At 73.6% G+C, this 25,048-nt stretch carries 19 protein-coding genes; 6 read left to right on the forward strand and 13 right to left on the reverse strand.

The features are described from left to right. The first annotated feature begins 74 nt into the window (after window positions 1–74). From AMK22_RS17050 to AMK22_RS17060, 3 genes are read left to right on the forward strand one after another with little or no spacing between them, the layout of a single operon-like run. Window positions 75–1,340, forward strand: a complete 1,266-nt coding sequence (locus AMK22_RS17050; RefSeq protein WP_073785882.1) for a glycosyltransferase — start codon at window positions 75–77, stop codon at window positions 1,338–1,340. After that, complete coding sequence (locus tag AMK22_RS17055) at window positions 1,337–3,028, forward strand: lipopolysaccharide biosynthesis protein (protein WP_073785884.1); 1,692 nt, start codon at window positions 1,337–1,339, stop codon at window positions 3,026–3,028. The genes AMK22_RS17050 and AMK22_RS17055 overlap by 4 nt, the downstream gene beginning before the upstream one ends. Beyond that, complete coding sequence (locus AMK22_RS17060) at window positions 3,025–4,278, forward strand: hypothetical protein (RefSeq protein WP_073785886.1); 1,254 nt, start codon at window positions 3,025–3,027, stop codon at window positions 4,276–4,278. Before AMK22_RS17055 ends, AMK22_RS17060 begins: the two co-directional genes overlap by 4 nt. Here the strand turns inward: AMK22_RS17060 and AMK22_RS17065 are convergent. Continuing rightward, window positions 4,238–5,740, reverse strand: a complete 1,503-nt coding sequence (locus AMK22_RS17065; protein WP_073785888.1) for a hypothetical protein — start codon at window positions 5,738–5,740, stop codon at window positions 4,238–4,240. The two genes, AMK22_RS17060 and AMK22_RS17065, sit on opposite strands and share 41 nt — an antisense overlap. Window positions 5,741–5,844: 104 nt before the next feature. On the opposite strand from AMK22_RS17065, the gene AMK22_RS17070 reads away from it, so the two are divergent. After that, on the forward strand, window positions 5,845–7,035 hold the full coding sequence (locus AMK22_RS17070) for a glycosyltransferase (protein ID WP_073785890.1): 1,191 nt from the start codon (window positions 5,845–5,847) through the stop codon (window positions 7,033–7,035). On the opposite strand, the gene AMK22_RS17075 is transcribed toward AMK22_RS17070, so the two are convergent. The 4 genes from AMK22_RS17075 to gmd form a co-directional block, all read right to left on the reverse strand. Next, entirely contained in the window at window positions 7,007–7,834 is an 828-nt protein-coding gene (locus AMK22_RS17075; RefSeq protein WP_073785892.1) for a glycosyltransferase family 2 protein, read from the reverse strand. The genes AMK22_RS17070 and AMK22_RS17075 overlap by 29 nt on opposite strands. Continuing rightward, the gene (locus AMK22_RS17080; protein WP_073785894.1) at window positions 7,831–8,526 is read right to left on the reverse strand and encodes a hypothetical protein; all 696 of its coding nucleotides are present in this window, start codon (window positions 8,524–8,526) and stop codon (window positions 7,831–7,833) included. The genes AMK22_RS17075 and AMK22_RS17080 overlap by 4 nt, the downstream gene beginning before the upstream one ends. Next, window positions 8,526–10,784 (reverse strand): LamG-like jellyroll fold domain-containing protein, encoded by a 2,259-nt coding sequence (locus AMK22_RS17085; RefSeq protein ID WP_443333297.1) that lies wholly within the window; start codon window positions 10,782–10,784, stop codon window positions 8,526–8,528. The genes AMK22_RS17080 and AMK22_RS17085 overlap by 1 nt, the downstream gene beginning before the upstream one ends. 172 nt (window positions 10,785–10,956) lie before the next feature. Further along, window positions 10,957–11,970, reverse strand: a complete 1,014-nt coding sequence (gene gmd, locus AMK22_RS17090; protein WP_073785898.1) for a GDP-mannose 4,6-dehydratase — start codon at window positions 11,968–11,970, stop codon at window positions 10,957–10,959. Between the two features lie 149 nt (window positions 11,971–12,119). On the opposite strand from gmd, the gene AMK22_RS17095 reads away from it, so the two are divergent. After that, on the forward strand, window positions 12,120–13,112 hold the full coding sequence (locus AMK22_RS17095; protein ID WP_073785900.1) for a GDP-L-fucose synthase family protein: 993 nt from the start codon (window positions 12,120–12,122) through the stop codon (window positions 13,110–13,112). Between the two features lie 21 nt (window positions 13,113–13,133). Here AMK22_RS17095 and AMK22_RS17100 read toward each other — a convergent pair whose 3' ends face one another. From AMK22_RS17100 to AMK22_RS17110, 3 genes are all read right to left on the reverse strand, one after another. Continuing rightward, entirely contained in the window at window positions 13,134–14,678 is a 1,545-nt protein-coding gene (locus AMK22_RS17100; protein WP_073785902.1) for a sugar transferase, read from the reverse strand. A gap of 392 nt (window positions 14,679–15,070) precedes the next feature. Further along, a complete protein-coding gene (locus AMK22_RS17105) occupies window positions 15,071–16,066 on the reverse strand; it encodes an MASE1 domain-containing protein (RefSeq protein ID WP_073785904.1) in 996 nt (331 codons plus the stop codon). 66 nt (window positions 16,067–16,132) lie between these two features. Then, window positions 16,133–16,963, reverse strand: a complete 831-nt coding sequence (locus tag AMK22_RS17110) for a PP2C family protein-serine/threonine phosphatase (RefSeq protein WP_073785906.1) — start codon at window positions 16,961–16,963, stop codon at window positions 16,133–16,135. 244 nt (window positions 16,964–17,207) lie between these two features. Here AMK22_RS17110 and AMK22_RS17115 point away from each other — a divergent pair, with 244 nt between their 5' ends. Next, window positions 17,208–17,507 carry a DUF1876 domain-containing protein gene (locus tag AMK22_RS17115; protein ID WP_073785908.1) on the forward strand — a complete coding sequence of 100 codons (300 nt, stop codon included), beginning with the start codon at window positions 17,208–17,210 and terminating at the stop codon, window positions 17,505–17,507. A 117-nt stretch (window positions 17,508–17,624) separates the two neighbouring features. Here the strand turns inward: AMK22_RS17115 and AMK22_RS17120 are convergent, their stop codons facing one another. The 5 genes from AMK22_RS17120 to pgm form a co-directional block, all read right to left on the reverse strand. After that, window positions 17,625–18,488: an SCO6745 family protein gene (locus AMK22_RS17120; protein WP_073785910.1), complete on the reverse strand. Its 864-nt coding sequence runs from the start codon at window positions 18,486–18,488 to the stop codon at window positions 17,625–17,627. Between the two features lie 63 nt (window positions 18,489–18,551). Continuing rightward, window positions 18,552–20,255, reverse strand: coding sequence for an acyl-CoA dehydrogenase family protein (locus AMK22_RS17125; RefSeq protein ID WP_073785912.1), 1,704 nt, complete (start codon window positions 20,253–20,255; stop codon window positions 18,552–18,554). Window positions 20,256–20,438: 183 nt separating this feature from the next. Beyond that, on the reverse strand, window positions 20,439–21,065 hold the full coding sequence (locus AMK22_RS17130; RefSeq protein WP_073785914.1) for a TetR/AcrR family transcriptional regulator: 627 nt from the start codon (window positions 21,063–21,065) through the stop codon (window positions 20,439–20,441). A 37-nt stretch (window positions 21,066–21,102) separates the two neighbouring features. Beyond that, window positions 21,103–23,169, reverse strand: a complete 2,067-nt coding sequence (locus tag AMK22_RS17135) for a SpoIIE family protein phosphatase (protein ID WP_079186205.1) — start codon at window positions 23,167–23,169, stop codon at window positions 21,103–21,105. Window positions 23,170–23,337: 168 nt separating this feature from the next. Beyond that, window positions 23,338–24,978, reverse strand: a complete 1,641-nt coding sequence (pgm, locus tag AMK22_RS17140) for a phosphoglucomutase (alpha-D-glucose-1,6-bisphosphate-dependent) (protein ID WP_073785917.1) — start codon at window positions 24,976–24,978, stop codon at window positions 23,338–23,340. Window positions 24,979–25,048 lie beyond the last annotated feature (70 nt).

Consider the following 25,048-nt stretch of genomic DNA (forward strand, 5'->3'; position numbering starts at 1 on the left):
CATCTCGTGAACGGATAAGCTCGCTTTTGGGGCTGTTCCGCAGGGGACTGTTCCCCGGGGGGAGGCGAACAACCATGTCCGAAGCCGGCCGTCACCATCCGTTCGAGGGCCGCACCCTGCTGGTCGTCTCGACGAACTACGCGCCGGAGGTGACGGGCATCGGCCCCTACGCCGCGCAGCTCGCCGAGCACTGGGCCGCGTCCGGCGCCGAGACCCATGTGCTGACCGGGATGCCGCACTACCCGTCGTGGCGGACCGAGGAGGACTACCGCGGCGTGTGGCGGGTCACCGAGCGGCGGGCCGGGGTCGTCGTCCATCGACGCAGACACTATGTGCCGCCCCGTCAGACCGCCCTGCGCAGAGGTGCGTTCGAGGCGTCGGTGCTGGCCCACGGCCTGCTGCCGCCGTCCGTCCCGCGCCCGCCGGACGCGGTGGTCTCCCAGATGCCCAGCCTCGCGGGCGGTGTCCTCGGGGCCCGGCTGGCCCGCCGCCACCGCGTCCCGTACCTGCCGGTCGTGCAGGACCTGATGGGGGCCGCGGCCGAACAGAGCGGGATCAGGGGCGGGGGCCGGGCCGCGGCCGTCGCCTCGGCGGCCGAACGCCACGCGCTGCGCCGCGCCGCCCTCGTCGGGGTCATCCACGAGAGCTTCGTCCCGCGCGTCGCCGGGTACGGCGTCGACACCGGACGCATCCGCGTCGTCCCCAACTGGTCGCACGTACCGGCGCCCAGGGCCGAGCGCCGGGTCACCCGGGCGCGGCTCGGCTGGGACGAGGGCACCCCCGTCGTCCTGCACTCCGGCAACATGGGTCTCAAACAGGGCCTGGAGGTCCTCGTCGACGCGGCGCGCATCGCTCCGGACGTCCGCGTCGTCCTCATGGGCGACGGGAGCAGGCGCGAGGCACTGCGACGGCGCGCGGCGGGCCTGCGCAACATCGACTTCCTGCCACCCGCCGACGCCCGCGAGTTCACCGACGTCCTCGCCGCCGCCGACGTCCTCGCCGTGACCCAGCGGGCGTCCGTGCTCGACATGAGCGTCCCGTCCAAGCTCACCTCCTACTTCGTCGCCGGCCGCCCGGTCGTCGCCTCGGTCGCTGGCGGGGGAGGCACCGCGCAGGAGATCCAGCGGTCGGGCGCGGGCGTCCTCGTCGCCCCCGAGGACCCCGGCGCGCTGCTCTCGGCCGTACGCAAACTCGTCGAGGCGCCCGCCGAGGCCGCCGCCCTCGGCGCCAACGGGCCGCAGTACGTCGCCCGGCACCTGGGCCGGGAGGCCGCCCTGGCCCGCTTCGACGCCCTGCTCACCGAGGCCCTCGCGGACGCACAAGGGAGAGAGCACCGATGACCCATCCGATCCGCGCCCTGGAGGACCAGGACGAACCCGCGCTGCTGAGGGACCAGTTCCGCCAGCTCCTGCGCTACCGGGCACTGCTGGCCACCGGGGTGGCCGCCGGGCTGCTCGGCGGCGGATGGCTCGCCCTGAGCGGCGAGAAGAGCTACGCCTCGACCGGCGAGGTGGTCGTGCGCTCCGCCACCTCGGACCCCTTCGCGGCGGGAGCCTCCGCCGACAAGGGGATCAACATCGGCTCCGAACGGCAGACCGCGGTCAGCGACACCGTGGGCACCCTGGCCGCCAAGACCCTCGCCCGGAGCGGCGACCCGGTCGAGGTCGGGCCGCTGCTGAAGGGCCTCCAGGTCACCAACCCGCCGAACACCCTCGTGCTCCGCTTCGCCTACACCGGCCGCACCCCCGCCCTGGCCCGGGCGCGGGCCCAGGCGCTCGCCGACGCCTATCTGGAGATCCGCCGGCAGCGCACCGAGAACAGCATCGCCAACATGGTCGACGGCTACCGCGCCCAGCTCGAACCGCTCACCGAACAGCGCGACCAGCTCGCCGGGCAGGCCGGCGGCAGCGGCGAGGCGGCCAACGCCCGGGCCGGCCTCCTGGTGACGATCTCCGAACTCAACCGGAAGATCTCCGAGCTGCGCGCCCTGGACACCACCCCCGGCTATCTGACGAAGAAGCCCGCCGAACCCACCGGGCCCAGCGGTGCCGGGCTGCCCCTGCTGCTCGGACTCGGCGGTGTCGTCGGGCTCGCCCTCGGACTGCTGCTGTCCTGGGTGCGCCTGGTCTTCGACCCGGCCGTGCGCTCCACCCGGGAACTCGTCCGCTCCCTCGGCGCCCCCCTGCTCGGCACCCTGCCCAGGGAACGGACCTCGTCCGGCACCCCGCTCGCCATCGGCGGCGGCGGGAGCCGGCTCGCCGAGGAGTACCGGGCGGTCGCCTTCCGGCTCGCCTACGACCCCTCGTTCGCCCAGCGCCGCAGGCTCCTGGTCGCGGCACCGCGCGGGGACGGCGGCGCGGCGGCGGCCGCCGCGGCCAACCTGGCGGCCGCCTTCGCCGAGATGGGCCGGGACGTCATCCTGCTCGAAGCGGATCTGCGCACCCCCTCCCTGGCCGCGGCCCTGGGCCCGGCCGTGCGGGGCCCGGGCAGCGGCCGGATGACGCGGGGCCCACTGCCCTGGCCGTCGGACAGCCGGATGAACGTGGACGTGCCGGGGTCGGGCGCCTTCACCCTGGTGGCGGGCCGACGCACGGACAACGTGGCGCGCGCCCTGACCTCCGTTCCGGTGGGCCGGATCGCCGACGAGGCGGACCGGCCGGGCGCCGTCGTCATCGTGTCGGCCCCGCCCGTGCTGTCGTACGCCGACGCCGTCGCCCTGATCGACCGGGTGCCGGGCGTCCTGGCGGTCTGCGACGCGCGGGAGGTCCACCGCAGCGACCTGGAACGGATCCGCGAGATCGTCGAAGCGGCCGGCGGCACCGTCCTCGGTGCCCTGCTGCACCCCGCCCGGGGCCGCCGCGAACGCCGGACCCGCGAGAAGGTCGCCCGGCGCCGCACGACGGGCGAACGGTACGGCACCTCACCGGGCCGGGGCGAGCGCCACGGCCGCGGCGGCCCCGAGCACACCGGCGACCCGGCCGAGACGCTCGGGCTGCGCGCCGTCGACCCCACCGCGGGACGCGGATGAGGGCACGTACCGCGATCGTCTGCTCGGTCGCGGACCAGGGCGTGGCGGCACTCACCAACATCCTGGTACTGGTCGCGGCCGCCCGGCTCTCCACCGCCGCCGAGTTCGCCCGCTTCTCGGCGGTCTACCTCGTCTTCACGGTACTGCTCGGCGTGTCCGGCGCCCACACCGGACAGCCGCTGGTGCTGCGGCGCGGCGAGGGCGACGAGGTGCGCGGCGCGTGCCGGTCGGCCGTCGCCTTCACCCTGCTCGCCGCCGCCGCGCTCGGCCTCCCGCTCGCCGCCGTCTGCCTGGCGCTGCCGGGTGCCACTCCCCGGACCCTGGCGGTGCTGGGGCTGGTCCTGCCGGTGGTGCTCGGACAGGACGCCACGCGCTACGCCTTCTCCACCCTGCACCTGCCGCATCTCGCGCTCGCCTGCGACACCCTCCGACTGGCCGGGGTGCTCGGCGCGCTGGCCGTACAGCCGCCCGGCACCCCGGCCGGTCGGCTCGTCCTGGTCTGGGGCCTGTCCGCACTGCCCGCCCTGCTGCTCTCGGCCGCGCTGCTGCACCGCGCGACGGCCGGAACGCCGCTGCACCCGGGCGACCTGCTGCGGCGCGGCCACCTCGGGCGCCGCTTCGTGGTGGAGTTCGGGGTGGGCAACGCCACGAGCCAGCTGTCCGTGCTCGGACTCGGCGCGGTCGGCGACCCGCTGGTCGTCGGTGCCCTGCGCGGCGCCACCACCCTCTTCGGGCCGTTGAACGTGCTGTTCACCTCCGCCACCGGTTTCGGCCCGCCCCTGCTAGGGCGGCTTCCCTCCGCGCGCCACCGGGTCCGCGCCACGGCGACGCTCGCCTCCGTGCTCGCCGCGACGGCCGCGCTCTGGGCCGCCGGGCTCGCCCTGCTGCCCGAAGGGGCCGGCCGCTCGCTGCTCGGCGACACCTGGCCCACGGCGGCCGCGCTGCTCCCGGCGACCGGCAGCCAGTACGCGGCGATGGCCGTCGGCACCTGCGGGCTGCTGGCCCTGCGGACGCTCGACCCCCGCACCACCCTCCCCGTCCAGGTGGTGTTCTCGCTCGTCTCCGTCGTGCTCCTCGCCGCCGGTTACGCGCTCGGCGGGATGCCGGGTGCGGCCTGGGGCCTGTGCCTGGGATCCGTCTGCAAGGCGGCGGCCACCTGGACCGGGGTGGCGCGCCTGCGGCGCCGCGCCGCCGCGCCCCCGGTGCCCCTCAGTGCGGACGCCGCCCGGCCCGGCCACCGAGGGCCGTGACCAGCAGCAGACAGAGCACCGCGATCGCCGGTTTGCCCATCGCCTGCAGCAGCGGGCCGCGCAACAGGATGAACGTGTACCCGGCGACCAGCGGCACGACGACGGCCGTCACACTGCCGGGCCCGGCCCGGGAGACCGCGCGCGCGTAACGCCGGTCGGTGCGCGCCGCGGCGTACCCGATCAGCGCGAACGCCCCGGCCATGCCCGGGGCGCCGAAATCGACCCAGAGCTCGGCCCAGAGCGGCGCCGACAGGTTGGTCATGTTCATCCCCATCCACTGACCGACCCGCACCCCGGTGTCCTCGGGCTTGTCGCTCCACACCGAGCGGGGCACGAAGAACAGCGCGGAGCCCGCCAGTTGCCGCCCGTAGGTGTGGCCCCGGGTGCCGACCCAGGTGACGGTGTTGGCGACCATCACCGTCTGGTCGTAGTCCTTCGTCGCCAGCGGCTCGAACATCGACGACGACTCGACCGGCCGGTAGCCCGCGCCCTCGTAGCGGAACCGGTCCGCGTACGGGAACAGCACCAGCGCCCCGGCCACCCCCAGCGCCAGCACCGTCCGGTACATCGCCGCGCTCCTCGGGAACGCGGTGAACAACAGCGAGACCAGCACGGTCAGGAACCAGTAACGGGCATTGGAAACGGGGTTGTTGACGATCACGTTGACAACCGCCAGCGCCCCCCACACCAGCACCGTCGACGGGGAGCGCCGGGCCCGGCGCGAGGTCACCAGCCGACGGGTGTACAGGAGCAGCGCGAGCAGCGCGGGCACCGTGCCGAAGCCCTTGAGGAACGCCGAACCCACGTTGGATCCCTCGGACCCGACACCGCTGACCGCGACCGACGCGCTGATCTCCTGTCGGCTGGTGAAGAAGATCGCGGGCCCGCCCAGTTTCACGACGTAGTACCCGCTCGCCGCGAAGGCCAGCAGCACCAGCAGCCCGAGCCGCGCCCGGTGCGCGGAGGACGGGCCCCGGCCGGGACGGCCCGGGTCCCGCTCGCGCAGCGGACGCCGGGACGCCAGCAGTGCCCCGAGGTCGAACGCGGCACAGCCGACCAGGACCAGGGCGACGGCCGTCACCAGATCGGAGCGCGGGCCGACCAGCGGCGTGGGGGTCTGCCCGATGACCGCCTGCGCGAACGGTGCCACCCCCATCGCGATGTACACGAACATCCAGAACACGCCCTGCAGCAGTCGCCGCCGGGTGGACAGGATCATGGTGGCGAGCCGAGTGCCCGCGTAACACGTCAGCACGAGCTGCAACCAGTACGCGGTGTCCCGGACACCGCTGCCCGGCTGGGCGGCGATCACCGCCGGCAGGAAGCACACCAGGGCGAGGATGAGCGGGACGGCCAGGGCGCGCGACAGCATCGCCCACGACATGGGATTCGCCCGAGGCCGATTCCGGGGACCGCTCCCCGGCACGGGTGCGGACGGCGCCGTCCCGCGCACCGACGTCATGGGCTCCCCGTTCCACCGACCTGTGAACACTCTAACGAATCAACCCACTTGGGAAGTCCCGGCGACTAACCTGTGACGGGTCGGCCGAGGTCTTGGGGGGCCTGGTGAGGATCCTGCACGTCGTCACACTGCACACCCCGGACCACGCCTTCGGCGGGCCGACCAGGGTGGCGCTCAACCTCTCGAAGACCCAGCGGGCCCGAGGGGACGACGCCCGCGTCATGGCCCTGGGCGACGGCTTCACGGGCCGGCTGCCGCGCGAGGTCGAGGGGGTGCCGGTCCACCTCTTCCGGGCGCGCCACGTGCTGCCGAGGTACGAGGTCAGCGGGATCACCTCCGGTGCGCTGCTGCTCGCGGCCCGACGCATGATGCGCGGCGCCGATCTCGTCCATGTGCATCTGATGCGTGACCTGGTGACCCTGCCCGTCGCCCTGCTCGCCCTCGCGTCCGGCACGCCCCTGGTCGTCCAGACGCACGGCATGGTCGACCCGACCGAGAACCCCGTCGCCCGGCTGACCGACCTGCTGGGGGTGCGCAGGGTGCTGCGCCGGGCGGACGCGGTGCTGCATCTCACCGAGGCGGAACGCCTCGACGTGAACGCGGTGGCCGCGCCCGTGCCGCCCGCCCGGAGCGTGCGGCTGGTCAACGGCGTCCGGCCGCAGGAGCACAAGCCCGCCCGCGAGCCGGGCAGCCCGCCGACGGTCCTGTTCCTGGCGCGGATCCAGCAGCGCAAACGGCCGCAGGACTTCGTCGCCGCCATGCCGGAGGTCCTGGCCGTCCATCCCGACGCCCGGTTCGTGCTGGCCGGGCCCGACACCGGCGCACTGCCCGAGACCCTCGAACTCGCCCGCGAACTCGGGGTGACGGGCTCCCTCGACCACGTCGGGCCGCTCGACCACGAGGAGGTCCTGACGGCGGACCGGCGGGCCGATGTCTATGTACTGCCGTCGATCGAGGAGCCGTTGGGCGTCTCCGTCCTGGAGGCGATGTCGGTGGGCACCCCTGTCGTCATCACCCGCACCTGCGGCCTCGCCCCCGACGTGGCACGGGCCGGGGCCGGCCGGGTGATCGACAGCCGGGTCGGCGAGGACGCGGAGAACGCGTCGAAGGTCGCCGGCGCGATCCTCGAACTCCTCGAACCCGGGACCGGCGCACGGGCCGGTCTGGCCGCCCGGCGACTGGTCGAGGAGCACTTCACCATCGAGGCGGTGACCCGTGCCCTCCGGCGGACCTACGAGGACGTGGTCCGCGGGAGGGCACGCGGCGTCAGGTCGCCCTCCTCTCACGGGACTTGAGCCCGATCTGCCAGCGGTAGAAGCTCATCGCCAACGCGAAGTCGAACCCCGCCCGCCCGTCCAGGAACCCCCGCCGGTAGACGTACATGTACGCGAACGACACCAGCGGCTTGAACGGTGCCTTGTGGAACAGCTGACCCTGGCGCGACTTCACCCTGCGCACCTGCTCCTTGACGTCGGGGTGGTGCTCCAGCCACGCCTCCCAGTCGGAGTAGCGGTTGTGCCGCTCGAACCAGGCGGTCACCGGGTCGAGATCCTGGTGCTCGATCGGATGGCGCAGCGCCCCGACCGATGCGGCCACCGGCTGGTAGTGGCCCTCCACCTCGCCGATGCCCGGCGCGTCGAGATCCCCGACCTCCGGGTAGTGGCAGCGGGTGCGGTCGGTCAGCGAGCGTTTGCGGATGGTGTAGCCGTGCCGCAGACGTTTCCCGGAGAACCAGTAGCCGAGCGGGATGTCGTACGCCGCCGGTCTCGGCGCCCCCGGATCGGCGAACTCCCGCCGCAGTTCGGCCAGCAGACCGGGGCTGATCCGCTCGTCGCCGTCGAGCAGCAGGATCCAGTCGAGGTCCGTGCGGACGTGGTCCAGGCACCACTGCTTCTTGCGCGGATGGCCCCCGTCCCAGGTGTACGTGATCACCTCGGCGCCGCTCCCGGCGGCGATCTTCGCCGTGTCGTCGGTGCTGTGCGAGTCGACGACGACGACCGCCTCGAAGTGTTCGATGACCGACCGCACGGCCTCGGCGATGTTCAGCGCCTCGTTCTTCGTCGGGATCGCCACGGCGATCGGCAGCTTCGTCATCCGGCCCCTCCTTCGGGCAGCCAGGCGTAGCAGCCGGTGGAGACGAAGGCGCGGGCCGCCTCCGGGACGGTGATCCGGGCCGGCTTCCCGCCGGTGGTGGAGCCCGATGCCAGGGCCCTGCCGTCGTCGCCGGTGATCTGCCAGGTGCAGGAGTCGGTGGGGGAGACGCCCCGGTAGCGGCCCGGCCGGACCTCTTGGCCCTCGTACGTGCCGTCCGCGTATCCGCGCCCGGCCTCCCGCAGCAGATCGCGGTGGCGGACGCACAGGTGCTCGACGGCCGGTTCGGCGTCGGCGATCTCGCCGGTCACGATGGCGCCGACGGCGGTGTCCCGGTCGGCCTTCACCAGGAACGTCAGCCGGTCGCAGGTCTCCTGGCCGGTCTGCAGCACGGCCGCCGGGTCCATGCCCCGGGGCACCCGGTCGGTCAGGTACTCCTTCTCCTTCTCGGTGAACGAACCCGTGGCCGGGGTGAGTTCGGCGGCGGGCAGCTTCGGCTGCTCCTCGTCCGGCGCGGTCCGCGGAACGGGGGCCGCGGGGGCCGCGGGTCCGGCCGGCGGGGCGGTGACGGGGGGCCGTGACACCGGCGGTGCGGGGGTGCCCGCCGTCTCCCGCCCGGAGGAGGACGAGCCGCAGGCGGCCAGCGCCGCCGCCAGGACGACGGCGGCGGCGCCGGTGCGGAACGGATGCGCCATCAGCCCGTCCTCAGCGCGTAGTGGGCACCGACCGTCGAGGCGCTCAGCGCGGTCGGGTAGACGGCGGTCTCGTCGACCTGCCCGGCGAAGAAGTTGCTCGTCGGCCTGCCCGGCCAGTTGTTCAGGTTGTCGCCGCCCACGCGCCAGTAGCCGCTGTAGTTCTGGTTGACGGTGTAGGAGGTGTTGGAGGCGCGGAGCTTGCCGTCCACGTACAGGGCCATGCCACCGGTCCCCTGGGTGGCGACGATGTGGTGCCAGGCACCGTTGTTGTAGGCGGCGGGCGTGGTGATGGTCCTGGCCCCGCCGTTGTAGACGCCGAAGACGAGGCGACCGTCGTCGCGCATGTACACGTGCTTGTCGAACTGGGTGCTGTTCTGCATGGTCACGTTGCCGAAGCCGATGATCCTCCCGCCCTTGGCGGTCGTCGTCCTGATCCAGGTCTCGACCGAGAACCTGGCCGGGTGGGCGTGGCGCTTGTTGCTGTACGCGTACTGGTTCGTTCCGTTGAAGCCGATCGCGGTCGAGGGACCGGCGATCGCGGCGGGCGTCTGCCGGTAGGCGGGGGAGTTGCGCAGGAAGCCGTTGTTCCGCCCGGAGCCGGTGTCGGCGGCGAAGGTCGACGTGCCCTCGTCGTAGCGCCAGTACAGCGATGCGCCGTCGGACAGGACCCTGGCGGGGTACTTCTGGGCGGTGGCGGTCACGGTCGCCGACAGGGCCGGCGACTTGGCGCTGGTGTTGGTGCCGTCGCTCGCGCTGATCCGGTACGAGTGCGTCTCGCCGGGGGCGACGTCCGTGTCGGTCCACCTCAGTTGCGGGCGGTCCCAGAACAGCGAGTACCCCGTCGTGGTGTGCACCGGGGTGGCGGCGCCGTCCTTGTAGATCCGGTAGGTGAGCTCCCCGTCGTCGGCGTCGAAGCTCGTCTGCCAGTTGACCTCGATCTTCCCCGGGACGACCGTGGACAGGCTGACGTTGGGCACCCACGGGGCCCCGGTGTCCGGGCCGTCGGCGAACCGGGTCAGGCCCTGCTGGCGGACCCCGTTGACGGTGGTGAACTCGCCACCCACCCACAGGTAGTGGTGGCCGCCCTTGTCGGTCTGTGCCATCACCCGCGGCCCGACCGGCTCCCCGATGCCGTCATTGGTGTCCGGGAACCAGGGCAGCAGCTTCGGGTCGTTCACGGACTGGGCCAGCAGATGTCTGCGCGGCTGGTCAGGGAACCCGCCCATACTGGCGCAGTCGTGGGCGTGACTCCCGCTGTACAGCACTCCCTCGTGGACGAGCACGGCCTGTGTCGCCCCCAGGCAGGTGTCCCGCCAGCGCTGTGCGAAGTCGCCGAGGTTCAGCGCGATCCGGCCGTCGAACACACCCCCGCCGGTTCCCTCGTTGGCGGTGTAGAAGCCCGTCGCGTCGGTGGTGATGTCCTGCACCGTGGAGGTGTCGGGGATGAACCCGGCCGGGTAGCCCTTGACGACGGACCCGGTGGTGGCGTCCACGACCGCCAGGGCGTGCGAGGTGGTGCCGTTGACCTTGAAGAAGTTGCCGCCGAGCAGGACGCGCCTGCCGTCGGGGGTGAGTTCCACGGCCCGTCCCACATCGTCCGCGTCCGCCTTCCACGCCTTGAGGACGGCGCCCGTGGTGACCGCGGCGAACTTGTTCCGGGTCTGCCCCGCGACCTTGTTGAAGTCGCCGGCCAGGTAGACCGTGTCCGAGGTGACGGCCAGGGCCCGTACCGTCGCGGTGACGGACACCTTGAAGTCCTGGCGCGGGGTGCACGTCGCCGTGTCGATCGCCGCGATGTTGCTCACCCCGACCCCGCTCACCGCCCCGAACTGCCCGCCGACGTACAGGGTCTTCTGGTCCGGGGAGAGCGCGAGCGCCCGTACGGTCGCCGTCCCCGACGAGAGGGTGAACGACAGTGCGCAGCCGGTCGGTTCACCGGTCGCGGCGTCGAACGCCGCGAAGTTAAGCGCCGGTTGCTCGGAGGTGCCCGCGGCCGCGCCCGGCGGCCGGACACTGGAGAAGGTCCCGCCGGCGTAGACGACCCCGGCGTCCGAGGCCGCCATCGACCAGACGATGCCGTTGGTCTGCCAGGTGGTGAGATCGTCCGCCGTCAGGGCGACCGGTGGCGTCAGGGCCGAGACCGGGGAGGCCCCGGACGCGGTGGCGGTCAGCGCCCCGGCGAGCAGGCACAGCGCACCGGCCGCGGCTCGCGCCCGGCGGCGGCGTCCGGTGGGTTCGCGCCGCGTGGTTGGGTTCATCATTCAGCTCCGAGAGTGAGAACGGTCCGCGGCCCGGGGGCCGCGGCTCCTGTCCCGCCCGGCGGTGTGACGGGGACGGGCCGCCCCGTCGCGGGTGCGGGGGAGTGGGTGGGGGTGGTGCCGGTCCCCGCCGGAGGGCTGGGGGCGGGGTGCGCGGAGGGGACCGGGCGGCTCATCGGTCCACCCGCACGGTCGTCCCGGCGAGCTGGTCGGAGAGCAGGCGGATGTCGGCGTCGACCATGATCGCGGCGAGTTCACGCGCCCGCACGGCCGGTTTCCAGCCCAGCAGCTCCTCGGCCTTCGCGGCGTCACCGATCAGCGCGTCGACCTCGCTCGGCCGCTCGTACTTGGCGTCGTGGCGGACGTGCTCGCGCCAGTCCAGACCCGCGTGCGCGAAGGCGTGCTCCAGGAACAGCCGGACGCTGACGCCCTCCCCGGTCGCCACGACGTAGTCGTCCGGGGTGTCGCGCTGGAGCATCCGCCACATCGCGTCCACGTACTCGGGGGCGTAGCCCCAGTCGCGTACCGCGTCGAGATTGCCGAGATGCAGTCGGGTCTGCAGGCCCGCCTTGATCCGCGCCACCGCTCGTGTGATCTTCCGGGTCACGAAGGTCTCGCCGCGGCGTGGGGACTCGTGGTTGAAGAGGATCCCGTTGACCGCGAACATGCCATACGCCTCACGGTAGTTGACGGTCGCCCAGTACGAGTAGACCTTCGCCACGCCGTACGGGCTGCGCGGATGGAACGGCGTCCGCTCGTTCTGCGGCGGCGGGCTGGCGCCGAACATCTCGGACGACGACGCCTGATAGATCCGGGTGTCGATCCCGCCGGCGCGCACGGCCTCCAGCAGTCGCATGGTGCCCAGAGCGGTGATGTCCCCCGTGTACAGCGGGGCGTCGAACGAGACCCGCACGTGCGACTGCGCACCCAGGTTGTAGACCTCGTCCGGGCGGATGTCCCGCAGCAGGTTCACCAGCGCCACCCCGTCGGCCAGGTCGGCGTGGTGCAGCACGAACGAGCGGTCCGGCTCCTGCGGGCCCTGGTAGATGTGGTCGATCCGCTCCGTGTTGAAGCTCGACGACCGGCGTATCAGCCCATGGACCGTGTACCCCTTGTCGAGCAGCAACTCGGACAGATAGGAACCGTCCTGTCCCGTCACACCCGTGATGAGCGCGGTCTTCGCCATGAATCCCCCCAATGTCTTCCGCCCGATGGGCTGTTGGTCCCAACCGATGCCTCCCGACCCGTCTCCCGCCCGTCCCGCGCCGGCGCTCCACGACGGGAGATCCGCGTACGACGTCACTCTGTCCCGTGGCCGCTGGCACAATCCGAGACATGACGACTGATTTACCCGGCCCGCCCCAGGAACCCGTCCGCCCCCTGCTGCGCCCCGGCGCCCGTGTGTTCGTCGCGGGCCACCGGGGTCTGGTCGGCTCGGCGGTGCTGCGCCGCCTCACCGCCGCCGGACACGAGGTGATCACCCGTGACCGCGGCCTCCTCGACCTGCGCGACGCCGAACGGACGCTTGCGTTCCTCCGCGAGGCGCGCCCGGACGCCGTGGTGCTGGCCGCCGCCCGGGTCGGGGGGATCATGGCCAACGACACCTACCCGGTGCAGTTCCTCGAGGACAACCTGCGCATCCAGCTGAGCGTCGTCTCCGGGGCGCACGCCGCCGGGGTCGAGCGGCTGCTCCTGCTCGGCTCGTCCTGCATCTACCCCCGGCTCGCCCCGCAGCCCATTCCCGAGAGCGCCCTGCTCACCGGCCCGTTGGAGCCGACGAACGAGGCGTACGCACTGGCCAAGATCGCCGGTGTCGTGCAGGTCCGTTCCTACCGCAGGCAGTACGGCGCCTCGTACATCAGCGCCATGCCCACCAACCTCTACGGGCCCGGTGACAACTTCGACCTGGAGACCTCGCACGTCCTGCCCGCGCTGATCCGCCGGTTCCACGAGGCGCGACGGGACGGCGCGCCCGCGGTCACGCTCTGGGGATCGGGCCGGCCCCGCCGTGAGTTCCTGCACGTCGACGATCTGGCCGCCGCCTGCCTTCTGCTGCTGGAGCGCTACGACGGCGAGGAGCCCGTGAACATCGGGTGCGGCGAGGACCTGTCCATCGGCGAACTGGCCGAGCTCGTCAAGGAGGTGACGGGGTATCGGGGCGCGGTCGAATGGGACACCTCGAAGCCCGACGGGACCCCGCGCAAGCTGCTCGACGTCACCCGGCTCGCCGCCCTGGGATTCACCCCCCGGATCCCGCTGCGCGACGGCATCGCCGGCACCTACGCCTGGTGGCTGGAGCGGTCGGCCGCGCCGCCGGTGGTTCCGTGATCCGCGCATCGTCGCCCGCCCTCAGTAGGCACCGCGCCCGTCGGCGACGGCGCGCAGCGTCCGGGCCATGAGCCCCAGATCGGTGGCCGGCGACCAGTTGTCGACGTACCACAGGTCCAGCGAGACGGTCTCCTGCCAGGACAGGTCCGAGCGCCCGCTGACCTGCCACAGCCCGGTCAGTCCCGGCCGGACCGCGAGCCGTCTCAGCTCGCGGTCGTCGTAGCGGGACACCTCGTCCGGCAACGGGGGACGCGGACCCACCAGCGACATGTCGCCCCGCAGCACATTGACCAGCTGCGGCAGCTCGTCGAGCGACGTGCGGCGCAGCAGACGGCCGATGCCGGTCACCCGCGGGTCCCGCCGCATCTTGAACATCGGGCCGTCGCTGTCGTTCGCCGCCGTCAGCAGACGCTTGTGGCGTTCGGCATCCACCACCATCGTGCGGAACTTCCACATCGTGAACGGGCGGTTGTGGAGCCCCTGGCGGATCTGCCGGTGGAACGCCGGACCGTCCGAGCCCAGGCGCACCGCCGCTCCGATCAGGAGCAGCACGGGCGCGAGGAGCAGCAGCCCGAGCGCCGCGCCCGCACGGTCCAGGGCTGTCTTCAGGAGCATCTGCGGGCCCCGGCGCAGGGGCGGGGCGATGTGCAGCAGGGTCAGCCCGGCCGCGGCGGCGGGCCGCACCCGTTCGGCCGCGATGCCCGACAGTTCCGACAGCACGGACAGCGGGAGCCCGCCGTCGTGCAGTCCCCAGAAGAGGCGGCACAGCCGCTCCTCGGAGAGATGCGCACCGGGAGCGACCAGGGCGAGGTCCGCGTCATGGGCGAAGGCCGCGCCCAGGACCGTCGAAGCGTCGTCCCCGGCGGGTTCCGGGGCGAGCCGCCCGGCCACCCGGACCCCGCACTCCAGCGGCGCGGCCCCCACCGGTACGGCGGCCACGACCGCGTAGGGGTGGCCGGGGCGGGAACCGAGCAGCCGGACCGCACGCTCCACCCCCGGGTTCTCGCCGACCACGAGCACTCTGCGCACGGACCGCCGACGCCGCCCCGCGCGGGGCAGCCACCGCAGCGCCGCGCCCACCGGCAGACCGGGCAGCAGCGCCACGAGACCGTCCATCGGATCGACGGGGTCGCCGGCCATGGTCTGCAACACGGCGAGCACGCCGACCAGAAGCAGCCAGTCGCCGACCGTGCTCAGCGGACGCGAAGAGCTCCCTGCGGAACGGTCGTCCGCGTACCGGCCGCGCGCGGCCCGCACACAGGCCCACGCGAGCGCGGCCACGCCCGCCGCCACCACGGCCCCCGGCTGTCCGCCGGCGCGCAGTACCCACCACGCCGGGACCCCGAGCCCGAGAAGCTCGGCCCCGACGAGAGCGGGTACGCGGCGGCCGGTCCGCCACATCCTCGCCGCGGCCGGGGAAGGCCGCTCACGGGGAACGGCCGACGCCTGCCGCAGGGCGTCGAACTCCGTGCCGTGCGGCCGGGACGCGGCAGTCCGTGGGCGAGGCGTCCCCCACCCCCGCGCGGATTTCGGCCGGTCCGAATCCGATAACTCGACATGCCCCATGAACCCCCCAGTCACAGTCGCATCGTCATGAAGGGGGCGCATCGGCCGATCCTGTGGACCGACGGATGCGCCCTCGCCCGGTGCACGATATCCACACACGTGCCATTTCGCTGGAGTTCCGGTGAAGTTCAGACATCCGCACCGACTCGGGACTCGTCCCGTTCCGTGCCGGATCTCTGGCTCTGTGGTCATCTGCTCTTATGTGGGGGATATCGGGCCTGTCGGCGTGCGGATCTGTCCGTGATCTGTCGCATGGTCCCATCAACCGGCGCGTCCCGGGAGACCGCCCCGGCGGGCCGCGGCCTTCTCCCGGTGTCTCACGGGGCCGGGCGGTCCGGTGGGACACGGTCCGGGCGGAAGGTCTTGGCCGCCGTTCGGGCCGGAGGTCCGGTTCAGCGTCCCCCGGCCTCGTCCTCGGCCCGGGACGGCCAGGCCGCCGCCGTTCTTCCCGGCGCCAGCCGGTCCACCACCTCGGCCAGCTCCTCGCAGGCGTGCTCGATCCTCAGGCGGATGTTGCCCTGCTCGGTGACCACGGCGGCGAGCAGCAGTGCGGTCAGGGCCACGGAACCATTGAGCAGGGCCAGGTTGACCATGACATGGAGGACGCTGTGGCCCTCGAACGGACCCACGCCCTGCGTCCCCGCGATCGCGGCCATCACCGACACGAGGAACGCGCACGGCGCGCTGCCCGCCAGCCGGAACCTCAGCGCCGCCCAGACGAGCAGCGGGAAGACGAGGTAGATCATCTCCAGCGAACTCCTGGTGGCCACCCACGAGACCGCCACGGTCACCACCGCCAGCGCGCCCGCCTCGATCCACCGGTCGGTGAGCCGGGGCACCCGCGCCCCGCGCAGCACCAGCAGCAGCGGGGTGACGACCAGCACCCCCATCGCGTCCCCCGACCACCAGGCCGTCCAGACCGGCCAGAATCCGTGCGCAGGGAGATCGCCGTCCAGCACGAGCACGGAGGCGCCCACCGTCGCGCTGACGGTCATGCCCAGCAGCGCGCCGGGGAGGACCAGTGCCAGTCCGTCCCGCAGCCGGTCCAGCTCCCTGCGGAAACCGGCTCTGCGCAGCATGAGGTACGAGCAGAGGGGGGCCAGGGTGTTGCCCGCCACGAGGGCGCAGGTGAGGAGCGAGATCGAGTCCTCCAGCGTGGAGACGACGCAGAGGGAACCCAGTGCGATGCCGGGCCAGACCCGCGGTCCCAGCTGGATCAGGGCGCTCAGCGCGATGCCCGTCGGAGGCCAGAGCGGGGTGACGGCGGCGCCGTGGACGGACACCCCGGGGATCAGTCCGAGGCCGCCGGCGGCGTAGTAGGCGGCGGCCACCGCCAGGACCTGCAGGACGGCCCGGGCGGTGCGTCTGGTTCTCTCGCTGCGGATCACGCACCTCATCAGACACCGACCCCGATGGGTGACGGCAACATGACACGCTCGGCCCCGGCCCGGTCGTCAGTTCTGGCCGGGCGCGGCCCCGTGGCGCAGAACGAGGACGGCCGCGTCGTCACGGTGCCCCGTCCGGTCCGCCGCGCGCAGGACCGCGTCGGCCAGCTCACCGGCATCGGCGGCGACCCGGGAGGACACCAGGCGCGCCACGGCCGCCAGGCCCTCGTCCACAGGGATCGAGGGCCCCTCGACCACGCCGTCCGTGAGCAGGACGAACGCCCCGGGCGCGGTCAGCCGCCGCCGGGTGACCGGGTACCGTTCCCCCGCCCGTATGCCCAGCGGCAGACCGCCCTCGTCGGAGGTGACCCCGGCACGGCCGTCCGCCGTGGCCCACACGGCGGCCACGTGCCCGGCGCGGGCGCTGCACAGCTCCCGGGTGACCGGGTCGAGGCGGACGAACGTACAGGTCGCGAAGAGGCCGGAGCCCACGGACAGCAGCAGGTCGTTGGTCCGGCCCACGATCTCCCCGGGGTCCGAGGCCGTGGCGGCCATCGCCCGCATCGCGACGCGGACCTGGCCCATGAACGCCGCCGCCTCGACGTCATGCCCCTGGACGTCCCCGACGGCGAAGGCCAGTGCCCCGTCGGGGAGCACGAAACCGTCGTACCAGTCGCCCCCGATGTCCAGCCCGCTGCGGGCCGGTGCGTAGCGGGCGGCGGTCCGCAGTCCGGGAAGGTCCGGCAGCGACGTGGGCAGCATGCCGCGTTGCAGCGCCTCGGCGAGTTCCACCCGTGCCCGGTGCAGCTCCACCTCACGGCGCGCCCGCGAGGTGAGCTGTTGCAGAGTGGTGAGCAGTTCGCCGGCGCTCGCCGAACGGGGAGGACGACGCCGGTTCATGAGGCGCTCCGCACTCGGTGGAAGTGACGCACGCATCCTATTTCGGCGGTGTGCTTCCCGCAGGGCGAGCCGGGGGAGCGGAACGCACCCGGACGCGCGGAGCGGGGACGCACCCGTATGCGCGGAGCGGGGACGTACCCGTATGCGCGGAGCGGGGACGTACCCGTATGCGCGGGGCGGACCGGAACGCGCGGACGGACCCGGTCGGGTGGATGCTGAGGAGAGGGGCGGCAGGAGGTGCGCGATGACCCGCACGCTGGAATGGAACGTCCACGTCGGCCTGACCGAGGAGGACGGCACGACCAGGGCCGAGGCGGTGCTGGACACCGGCTCGGAGAGACTCGTCGGGCACGGGGTCGCCCGCTGCAATCCGCAGGACGTGGACATCCCCGCCATCGGCGACGAACTCGCGGCGAGCCGCGCCATGAAGGACGTAGCCGCCCAGCTCATGAAGGCGGCCGACGAGGAACTGGAATCGGTCGGCGCGGGACCCGCCGGCGGACCCGTGGCGCCCCCCTACGCCTGGTCCGACACCACGGCCTGAGCCCGGGCCTTTGGGGCGCGGCGGTGCGCACCCGGCAGCCCGGCCCCGGCGCGCCGGGCTCGGGTCGGCATGCACCGGCACCCGGTGGGACCGTCGTCGGTGGACGCCCGTCCGGGCTCAGCCGGACGCGGCCTGGTCGGAGGCGGGCAGACCGATCGGGTTCGGGAACGGCAGCAGCGCGTCCGCCACCCGGCGGGCGGGTGCCTCCAGCGCCGCCAGCAGCGCGTCCGCCGTGCTCTCGGCCAGTGGGCCCAGCAGCCGGCCGGCCAGCCGGTCGGTGGTGTCCTCGACCAGATCGCGTTCGGCGCGCCCGCGGGCCGTGACGGCCGAGTGCGCGTCGATCAGGCCGCGCGAGCGCAGGCGTTCCTCGGCGTCCGCCCACTCCGGGTCGCTCCATCCCCGGTCGAGCTGGATGCCCTCGCGCGGGACCCGGCCGGTGGCGGCGGCGAGCACGAGCGCCTCCGGGGCGTCCAGACCGTGGTCGGCCAGCGCGGCGGCGTGCGCGTCGCCCCGGAACTCCCGTAGCGCGGTGGTCAGTTGCCAGAGCCGTTCCACCGGGTCGGCGCGGTCGCACAACGGGCGGTTCGCGGCGAACAGGGGGCGGGCGAGGTCCGAGGCGGCCTCCACCATCGCCATGAGATACGGGGCGAGCTGACCGGCCAAGACGTCGACACCGGGCACCAGCCCGCGCAGCGCCCGCGCGGCCAGCCGCGCGCGCAGATCGACGAGCGCCCCGGGTTCGACGATCTTCCACGAGGCGGGCAGTGCCCGCGCCACCATGCCGGGGGCGAAGACGGCCAGGACCGAGGTCGCGGTCTCCGGGCGGACCGGCCCCATCGGGGCCGTACGGGTGGCGAAGTACCCCATCCAGAAGCCCTTGAGGCCGACGGACCTGCCGATGCCCCGGCACTCCTCGTCGAAGTAGATCACCGCGTGCAGCGGTTCGGTGCGTTGCCACAGCGTGCGCGCTCTCGATTCCATGGCCGCCAACCTAACCCGCCCCGCCGGACGGGCGCCCGGCCCGCCCGGACGTGCGCGGGCCCCTCACACGGCGGCGCCGGCGTGCCGCTCGACGATCGCCGCCGCGTCGGTGCCGCGCGGCAGCACCCCGTACTGGTGGCCGCGCTCCTCCCCGAGCCGGGCGGCGACGAACGCCTCGGCGCCGGCCGCGGGCGCGTGACGCAGCATCAGCGAGGACTGCAGCGCCAGGGCCATGCCCTCGACCGTCGCCCGGGCGCGGGTCTGCGCGGCGAGCGGATCGCGCAGGTCGTCCGCCAGTTCCCGGCGCAGCCGGTGGATGTGCGCGTCCAGCACCGGATGGGCGCCGGACGTGGTCTCCAGCTCGGCCCAGAAGGCGTCCAGCGACCGTGGGGTCCGGCCGATGCCGCGCAGCACGTCGAGGGCGACGACATTGCCCGAGCCCTCCCACACGGCCATCACCGGCTGCTCGCGGTAGCGCCGGGCCAGCGGCCAGTCCTCCGTGTATCCGTTGCCGCCCAGGCACTCCAGCGCCTCATAGGCGTGGTGCGGGCCGCGCTTGCAGATCCAGTACTTGGACACCGCGGTGGCCAGCCGCCGGAACATCTCCTCGTCCTCGCCGCTGTCGGCCTCGTACGCGTGGGCCAGGCGCAGCGACGTCCAGGTCGCGGCCTCCGTCTCCAGCGCCAGGTCCGCCAGGACCGAGGTCATGGCGGGCTGGTCGGCCAGCCGGGCGCCGAACGCGCTGCGGTGCCGGGCGTGCCAGATCGCCTCGGACACCGACTCGCGCATCCCCGCGGTGGTGCCCAGCACGCAGTCGAGACGGGTGTGGTTGACCATCTCGATGATGGTGCGGACCCCGTGCCCGGGTTCACCGATCCGTACCGCCCAGGTGTCGTCGAACTCGACCTCGGAGGAGGCGTTCGACTTGTTGCCCAGCTTGTTCTTCAGCCGCTGGACCCGGATGGTGTTGCGGGTGCCGTCGGCCAGCACGCGCGGCACGAGGAAGCAGGTGAGCCCGGCCTCGGCCCGGGCCAGTACGAGGAAGGCGTCCGACTGCGGGGCGGAGAAGAACCACTTGTGGCCGGTGAGCAGATGGGCCCGGCCCTCGGGGTCGGAGGCGATCGGCACGGCCCGGGTGGTGTTGGCGCGGACGTCGGAACCGCCCTGCTTCTCGGTCATCCCCATGCCGAACGTCAGCCCGGACTTGTCGGCGGGGGCGATCGGCCGGGGATCGTACGAGCGACTCAGCAGTCCCGGCAGCCAGTCCCGCCCCACCTCCGGATCGCGCCGCAGCACCGGGACCACGGCATGGGACATGGAGATCGGGCAGGCGTGGCCGGGCTCGACCTGGGCGAACAGCATGAACGCCGCAGCCCGTGCCACCGCCGCCCCGGGCCTGGGGTCGGCCCAGCCCGCCGTGTGCGTGCCGTGGCCCACCGCCGCGCCGATGACCTCGTGGTACGCGGGGTGGAAGTCGATCTCGTCCACGCGGTTGCCGTAGCGGTCGTGGGTGCGCAGCACGGGCGGGGAGCTATGGGCGAGTTCGGCGTTCGCCCGGAACCGCTCGGACCCGACCAGGGCGCCGATCTCGTGCAGCTCCGGTTCGCGCCAGGCCGCGCCGAAGGCCTGCACGGCCTGGACGAGCGGCGGGTTGGCGGCGTACTCGTCGATGCCGGTGCGGGGCGGAGCCTGGTTGGTGACCTCGTGGGTGCGGTACGGGGTGGGTGCCTCGGGCCGGGGGCCGGCCGCCTGCGGGGTGAGGGTCATCGCGGATTCCTTTCCTGGGTCGGTGGGCGGGCGACGAGGGCGACGGTCCGGCGGGGGAACGCGTGCGGTGGAACGGGACCGGACGATCGGCTGCGGGACTGCGGGACTGCGGGACTGCGGGACTGCGGGACTGCGGGACTGCGGGACGTCGTGGGGTGCGCGCTCGGGGGCGGTGTCGAACGGTCACCGGGGGCGTGGTGGGGCGGTGTCGGCCCCGACCGCGCGCAGGCACAGCGCGGTGATGCCCGTCACGACCGGCTCCGGGTCGGTGCGCCCACCGACCGGCGACAGCGGACCGAGCAGGGCCTCGCCGACCGCCCCGATCACGGCCGCGGCCGACAACCGCGCGTTCTGCTCGGGCAGTTCACCCGTGGCCACCCCGGCGGCGACGACCGACTCGGCGAGTGCGTGGTAGTCGCGCCGGTAGGCCAGGCGCTCCTGTTCGACGAGGGGATCGACCGGTTCGGCGAGCAGCGCCCAGGCCGTGCGCGGGGTGCGCAGCGCACGGCGGGAGAAGACCTCGACCAGGGCGCGCAGCTGTCCGGCGGCCCCGGTCCCGGCCTCCACCGCCTCCCGCACCGCGCTCAGCTCGTGACCGGCGACATGACGGAAGACGGCGGCCAGCAGTTCCTGCTTGGAGGCGAAGTGGTTGTAGACGCTCCCGGTGGCGACCCCGGCCCGGTCGGCGAGCGCGGAGACGCTCGCCGCCGCGTACCCGCCCTCGGCCAGGAGTTCACGGGCGGCGTCCAGCAGCCGTTCCCGGTGGGCGAGCCGGGTCGCCTCCGTACGGGCGGTGGGTCGATAGGCCACGATGTTCTGAACCTCGATTCATATCTTCGTGTGGCACTCAACCATGCTTGTGCGCAGGGGGCAATGGCCCTGCGGCGGACGCGTCCGGGAGCTCCTGCTCGGTCCACAGCGTCTTGCCTTCGGCGCCGTACCGCACGCCCCAGTGCGCGGCGAGCCGGGAGACGATGAACAGCCCGCGCCCGCCCTCGTCGACGGTGCGCGCGTGGCGCAGATGGGGTGACACCCGGCTGCTGTCGTGCACCTCGCAGGTGAGCGTGCGGTCCAGGATCAGCCGCAGGCGCAGCGGAGGGGCTCCGTAACGGATCGCGTTGGTGATCAGTTCGCTGACGATGAGTTCGGTCGCCTCCGCCGTCTCCTCGTCGAGGTTCCAGCCGTCGAGCCGGTCGCGCACGAGCGTGCGCGCGATGCCGGGGGTCGTCCGGTCGTGGGCCAGGTCCCACGCCGCGACCCGGTCGTCCGGCACCGCTCCGGTGCGGGCGACCAGGAGGACGGCACCCTCCGCGTGCGTCTCGCCCGGCAGGCCGTAGACCACGTCGTCGCACAGGTCCTGGACGCTCCGTCCGGGCCGCGCGAGCGCCTCCCGCACCCGCTCCGCGGTCTCCTCGCCGGACAGGAGGGGCCCGGTGAAGAAGGCCAGGACGCTGCCCTCGGCGAGCCGGAGAACGGCCATGGCGAACGGCGAGCCGTCGGTGTCGAACAGCGCGGGGCCCTCCGGGACGTCCAGGGCGGTCGCGGTGCCGTCCGGCGTGACGAGGACCGGCGCCGGGTGTCCCGCCCGGGCCACGGTGCAGGTGCGGGCCAGGGGATCGTAGACGGCGTAGACGCACGTCGCGGTCAGCGGCTGGGCGTGCCCCCGGCCGACGGGCGGCGGCTCCGCCTGCTCGGCGGCCAGCCGGACGGCGGTCTCGGCGAGCCTGGCCAGGACCTCGTCGGGCTCCAGATCGAGACCGGCCAGGGCGTGGATCACGGTCCGCAGCTGCCCCATGACGACGGCCGCCCGCAGACCGGAGCCCTCGACGTCGCCGACGACCAGAGCGGTGCGCGCGCCGGAGAGATTGATGGTGTCGAACCAGCCTCCGCTGCCGCGTCCGGGCAGCAGTACGTGCGCCGTCTCGACGGCCACCCCGTCGCCCTCGCGCTGGGGCAGGAGCCTGCGCTGCACCGCCGACGCGATCACGTGGTCGCGCACGTAGCGCCGCGCGTTGTCGACACTCAGGGCGGCGTGGGCGGCCGCCGTCAGGGCGAGGGGAAGATCGCTCTCCTCGTACGGGGCCGTGCCCCGGCACCGGTAGAGGCTCACCAGGCCGAGCACCGCCCCGCGCAGCGTCAGCGGGACGACGATCAGGGAATGGGCCCCGGTCGCCCGGACCAGTCGGGCGGTGTCCGGGGCGGCGTCGAGCCATGGCGTCCGGTCGTCGATCGGTACGAGGCGGGCCCGCAGGTCCGACGCCGCCAGGGAGTGCGGCGTGCGGGCGGGCAGTCGGCGCATCTCCCCGACGAGGCCGTCCAGGCGGTCCTCCGCGTCGGGGCCGCGCACGGCCGCGCGGCGCAGCGGGACCGCGGCTCCCAGAGGGCCGGGCGGTGGATCCGAGCCGCGCACCACATCGTCCACCACCTCCACCACCGCGAGGTCGGCGAAGATCGGAACGACGGCTTCCGCGAGCGCCTCGCAGGTCGTCGCGATATCGAGCGACGTACCGACCTTCGTCCGCACGGCCGCCAGGCTCGCCGCCCGGACGCGTTCCTTCTCCCGCTCGTCGACGTCGACGACGGTGGCCAGCAGCCCGAGGACACGGCCGTCCGCCTCCTCCAGCCGGTGGACCGAGACCATGAGGCCGCGGTCCGGGCCGGGGGTGTCCGCGAGCCTGCCCCGGACGACGTGGTCGTACACGGAGACGCCGGTGTCCAGCACCTCGCGCAGCAGCCGCTCCTCCCTGTCCGGCCGCTCGCACCGGTACACGTCCGTGAAGTGACGCCCCACCAGGTGCCCGGCGGCCCCGGCGCCCGACAGACTGACCGCCCGCACCAGGCGCAGCCGGGTGTCCAGCACGTGCAGCCCCACCGCCGACTGGGCGAACAGGGCGCGCAGGAGCGCCGCTCCCATGGCGTCGGGCCGTGCCGACGCTGGGTCCGGTGCACCGGCATCCGACACGGGTTCACCCCCACGAGACTCCGCCCCCGCGCGGACCGGAGGCTGGTGACCAGCGTCGGTCCGCTTCGCGTGCCTCGCCACCGGCGGGCGGTGTACGGGTGAACCGCCGGGGGCGAGGGCTCAGGCGTCCAGGGCCGCGGAGACCACGGCCCGGGCCTCCTCCTGCACCCGGCCCAGGTGGTCGGGGCCCAGGAACGACTCGGCGTAGATCTTGTAGACGTCCTCGGTGCCCGAGGGACGTGCGGCGAACCAGGCGTTCTCGGTGGTCACCTTGATGCCGCCGATCGGCGCGCCGTTTCCGGGCGCCTCGGTGAGCACGGCCGTCACCGGCTCGCCGGCCAGGGTGCCGGCGCCGACCTGCCGGGGGGAGAGCCGGGCGAGCACGGCCTTCTGCTCGCGGGTGGCCGGGGCGTCCGTCCGCGCGTACGCCGGCTCACCGAACCGGGAGGTCAGCGCCGCGTAGTGCTCCGACGGAGACCTCCCCGTCACCGCGAGGATCTCCGAGGCGAGCAGCGCCAGCAGGATGCCGTCCTTGTCCGTCGTCCACACCGAACCGTCGCGGCGCAGGAACGAGGCCCCCGCCGACTCCTCGCCGCCGAACCCGAGCGAGCCGTCGGCCAGCCCGTCGACGAACCACTTGAAGCCGACCGGCACCTCGACCAGTCGCCGTCCGAGACCGGCGGCGACCCGGTCGATCATCCCCGACGAGACCAGCGTCTTCCCGATGCCCGCGGCGGCCGGCCAGTCCTCGCGGTGCGCGTACAGGTAGTCGATGGCGACGGCCAGGTAGTGGTTCGGGTTCATCAGCCCGCCGTCGGGGGTGACGATGCCGTGCCGGTCGGCGTCGGCGTCGTTCCCGGTGGCGATCTGATACCGGTCGCGCTGGGCGATCAGCGAGGCCATCGCGAAGGGCGACGAGCAGTCCATCCGGATCTTCCCGTCCCAGTCCAGCGTCATGAACCGCCAGGTGGGGTCGGTCAGCGGGTTGACCACGGTCAGGTCGAGCCGGTGTTGCTCGGCGATGCGGCCCCAGTACGCGACCGAGGCGCCGCCCAGCGGGTCGGCGCCGATGCGCACCCCGGCGGCGCGGATCGCGTCCAGGTCGAGCACGGACGGAAGGTCGCCGACGTAGGCGTCGAGGAAGTCGTGCGTCCCGGTGGTCGACGCCGCACGCGCGCGGGCGTACGGCAGTCGGCGCACGTCCTTCATGCCCGCCGCGATGATCTCGTTGGCCCGCTCCTGGATCCAGCCGGTGGCCCCGGAACCGGCCGGTCCGCCGTTCGGCGGGTTGTACTTGAAGCCGCCGTCCCCGGGCGGGTTGTGGGACGGGGTGACCACCACGCCGTCGGCGAGGTGCGAGGTCCGGCCGCGGTTGTGGGCGAGGACGGCGTGCGACACCGCAGGGGTCGGGGTCCAGCCGTCGGCCGGGTCGACGAGCACGGTCACGTCGTTGGCGGCGAACACCTCGACGGCAGTGATCCGGGCCGGTTCCGACAGGGCGTGGGTGTCCGCGCCGAGGAAGAGCGGCCCGTCCGTGCCCCGGCGCGCCCGGTACTCGACGATGGCCTGGCTGGTGGCGGCGATGTGGTCCTCGTTGAACGCGGTGGCCAGGGACGACCCCCGGTGTCCGGAGGTGCCGAACGCCACCCGCTGGTCCGGTACGGCCGGATCCGGGTGCAGCGTGTAGTACGCCGTCACCAGCCGTGCCACATCGGTGAGATCCTCCGGCCGGGCCGGCTGTCCCGCTCGTTCGTGCGGCATCCGTCAGTCCTCCGTATCGGTCGGTCGTCGCGGTCTTCCCCCGTGCCATCTTCCCGGGTCGCGCGCGCCG

It is taken from the genome of Streptomyces sp. CB01580, assembly GCF_001905795.1.
GTDB lineage: Bacteria > Actinomycetota > Actinomycetes > Streptomycetales > Streptomycetaceae > Streptomyces.

Coding starts and splice junctions, on each gene's coding strand:
- AMK22_RS17125 (WP_073785912.1), bottom strand. CDS start 20,255: ATGACCCTCACCCCGCAGGCGGCCGGCCCCCGGCCCGAGGCACCCACC.
- AMK22_RS17085 (WP_443333297.1), bottom strand. CDS start 10,784: ATGAACCCAACCACGCGGCGCGAACCCACCGGACGCCGCCGCCGGGCG.
- AMK22_RS17095 (WP_073785900.1), top strand. CDS start 12,120: ATGACGACTGATTTACCCGGCCCGCCCCAGGAACCCGTCCGCCCCCTG.
- AMK22_RS17055 (WP_073785884.1), top strand. CDS start 1,337: ATGACCCATCCGATCCGCGCCCTGGAGGACCAGGACGAACCCGCGCTG.
- AMK22_RS17110 (WP_073785906.1), bottom strand. CDS start 16,963: ATGAACCGGCGTCGTCCTCCCCGTTCGGCGAGCGCCGGCGAACTGCTC.
- AMK22_RS17120 (WP_073785910.1), bottom strand. CDS start 18,488: ATGGAATCGAGAGCGCGCACGCTGTGGCAACGCACCGAACCGCTGCAC.
- AMK22_RS17100 (WP_073785902.1), bottom strand. CDS start 14,678: ATGGGGCATGTCGAGTTATCGGATTCGGACCGGCCGAAATCCGCGCGG.
- AMK22_RS17060 (WP_073785886.1), top strand. CDS start 3,025: ATGAGGGCACGTACCGCGATCGTCTGCTCGGTCGCGGACCAGGGCGTG.
- pgm (WP_073785917.1), bottom strand. CDS start 24,978: ATGCCGCACGAACGAGCGGGACAGCCGGCCCGGCCGGAGGATCTCACC.
- AMK22_RS17075 (WP_073785892.1), bottom strand. CDS start 7,834: ATGACGAAGCTGCCGATCGCCGTGGCGATCCCGACGAAGAACGAGGCG.
- AMK22_RS17080 (WP_073785894.1), bottom strand. CDS start 8,526: ATGGCGCATCCGTTCCGCACCGGCGCCGCCGCCGTCGTCCTGGCGGCG.
- gmd (WP_073785898.1), bottom strand. CDS start 11,970: ATGGCGAAGACCGCGCTCATCACGGGTGTGACGGGACAGGACGGTTCC.
- AMK22_RS17065 (WP_073785888.1), bottom strand. CDS start 5,740: ATGACGTCGGTGCGCGGGACGGCGCCGTCCGCACCCGTGCCGGGGAGC.
- AMK22_RS17115 (WP_073785908.1), top strand. CDS start 17,208: ATGACCCGCACGCTGGAATGGAACGTCCACGTCGGCCTGACCGAGGAG.
- AMK22_RS17050 (WP_073785882.1), top strand. CDS start 75: ATGTCCGAAGCCGGCCGTCACCATCCGTTCGAGGGCCGCACCCTGCTG.
- AMK22_RS17135 (WP_079186205.1), bottom strand. CDS start 23,169: ATGGGAGCGGCGCTCCTGCGCGCCCTGTTCGCCCAGTCGGCGGTGGGG.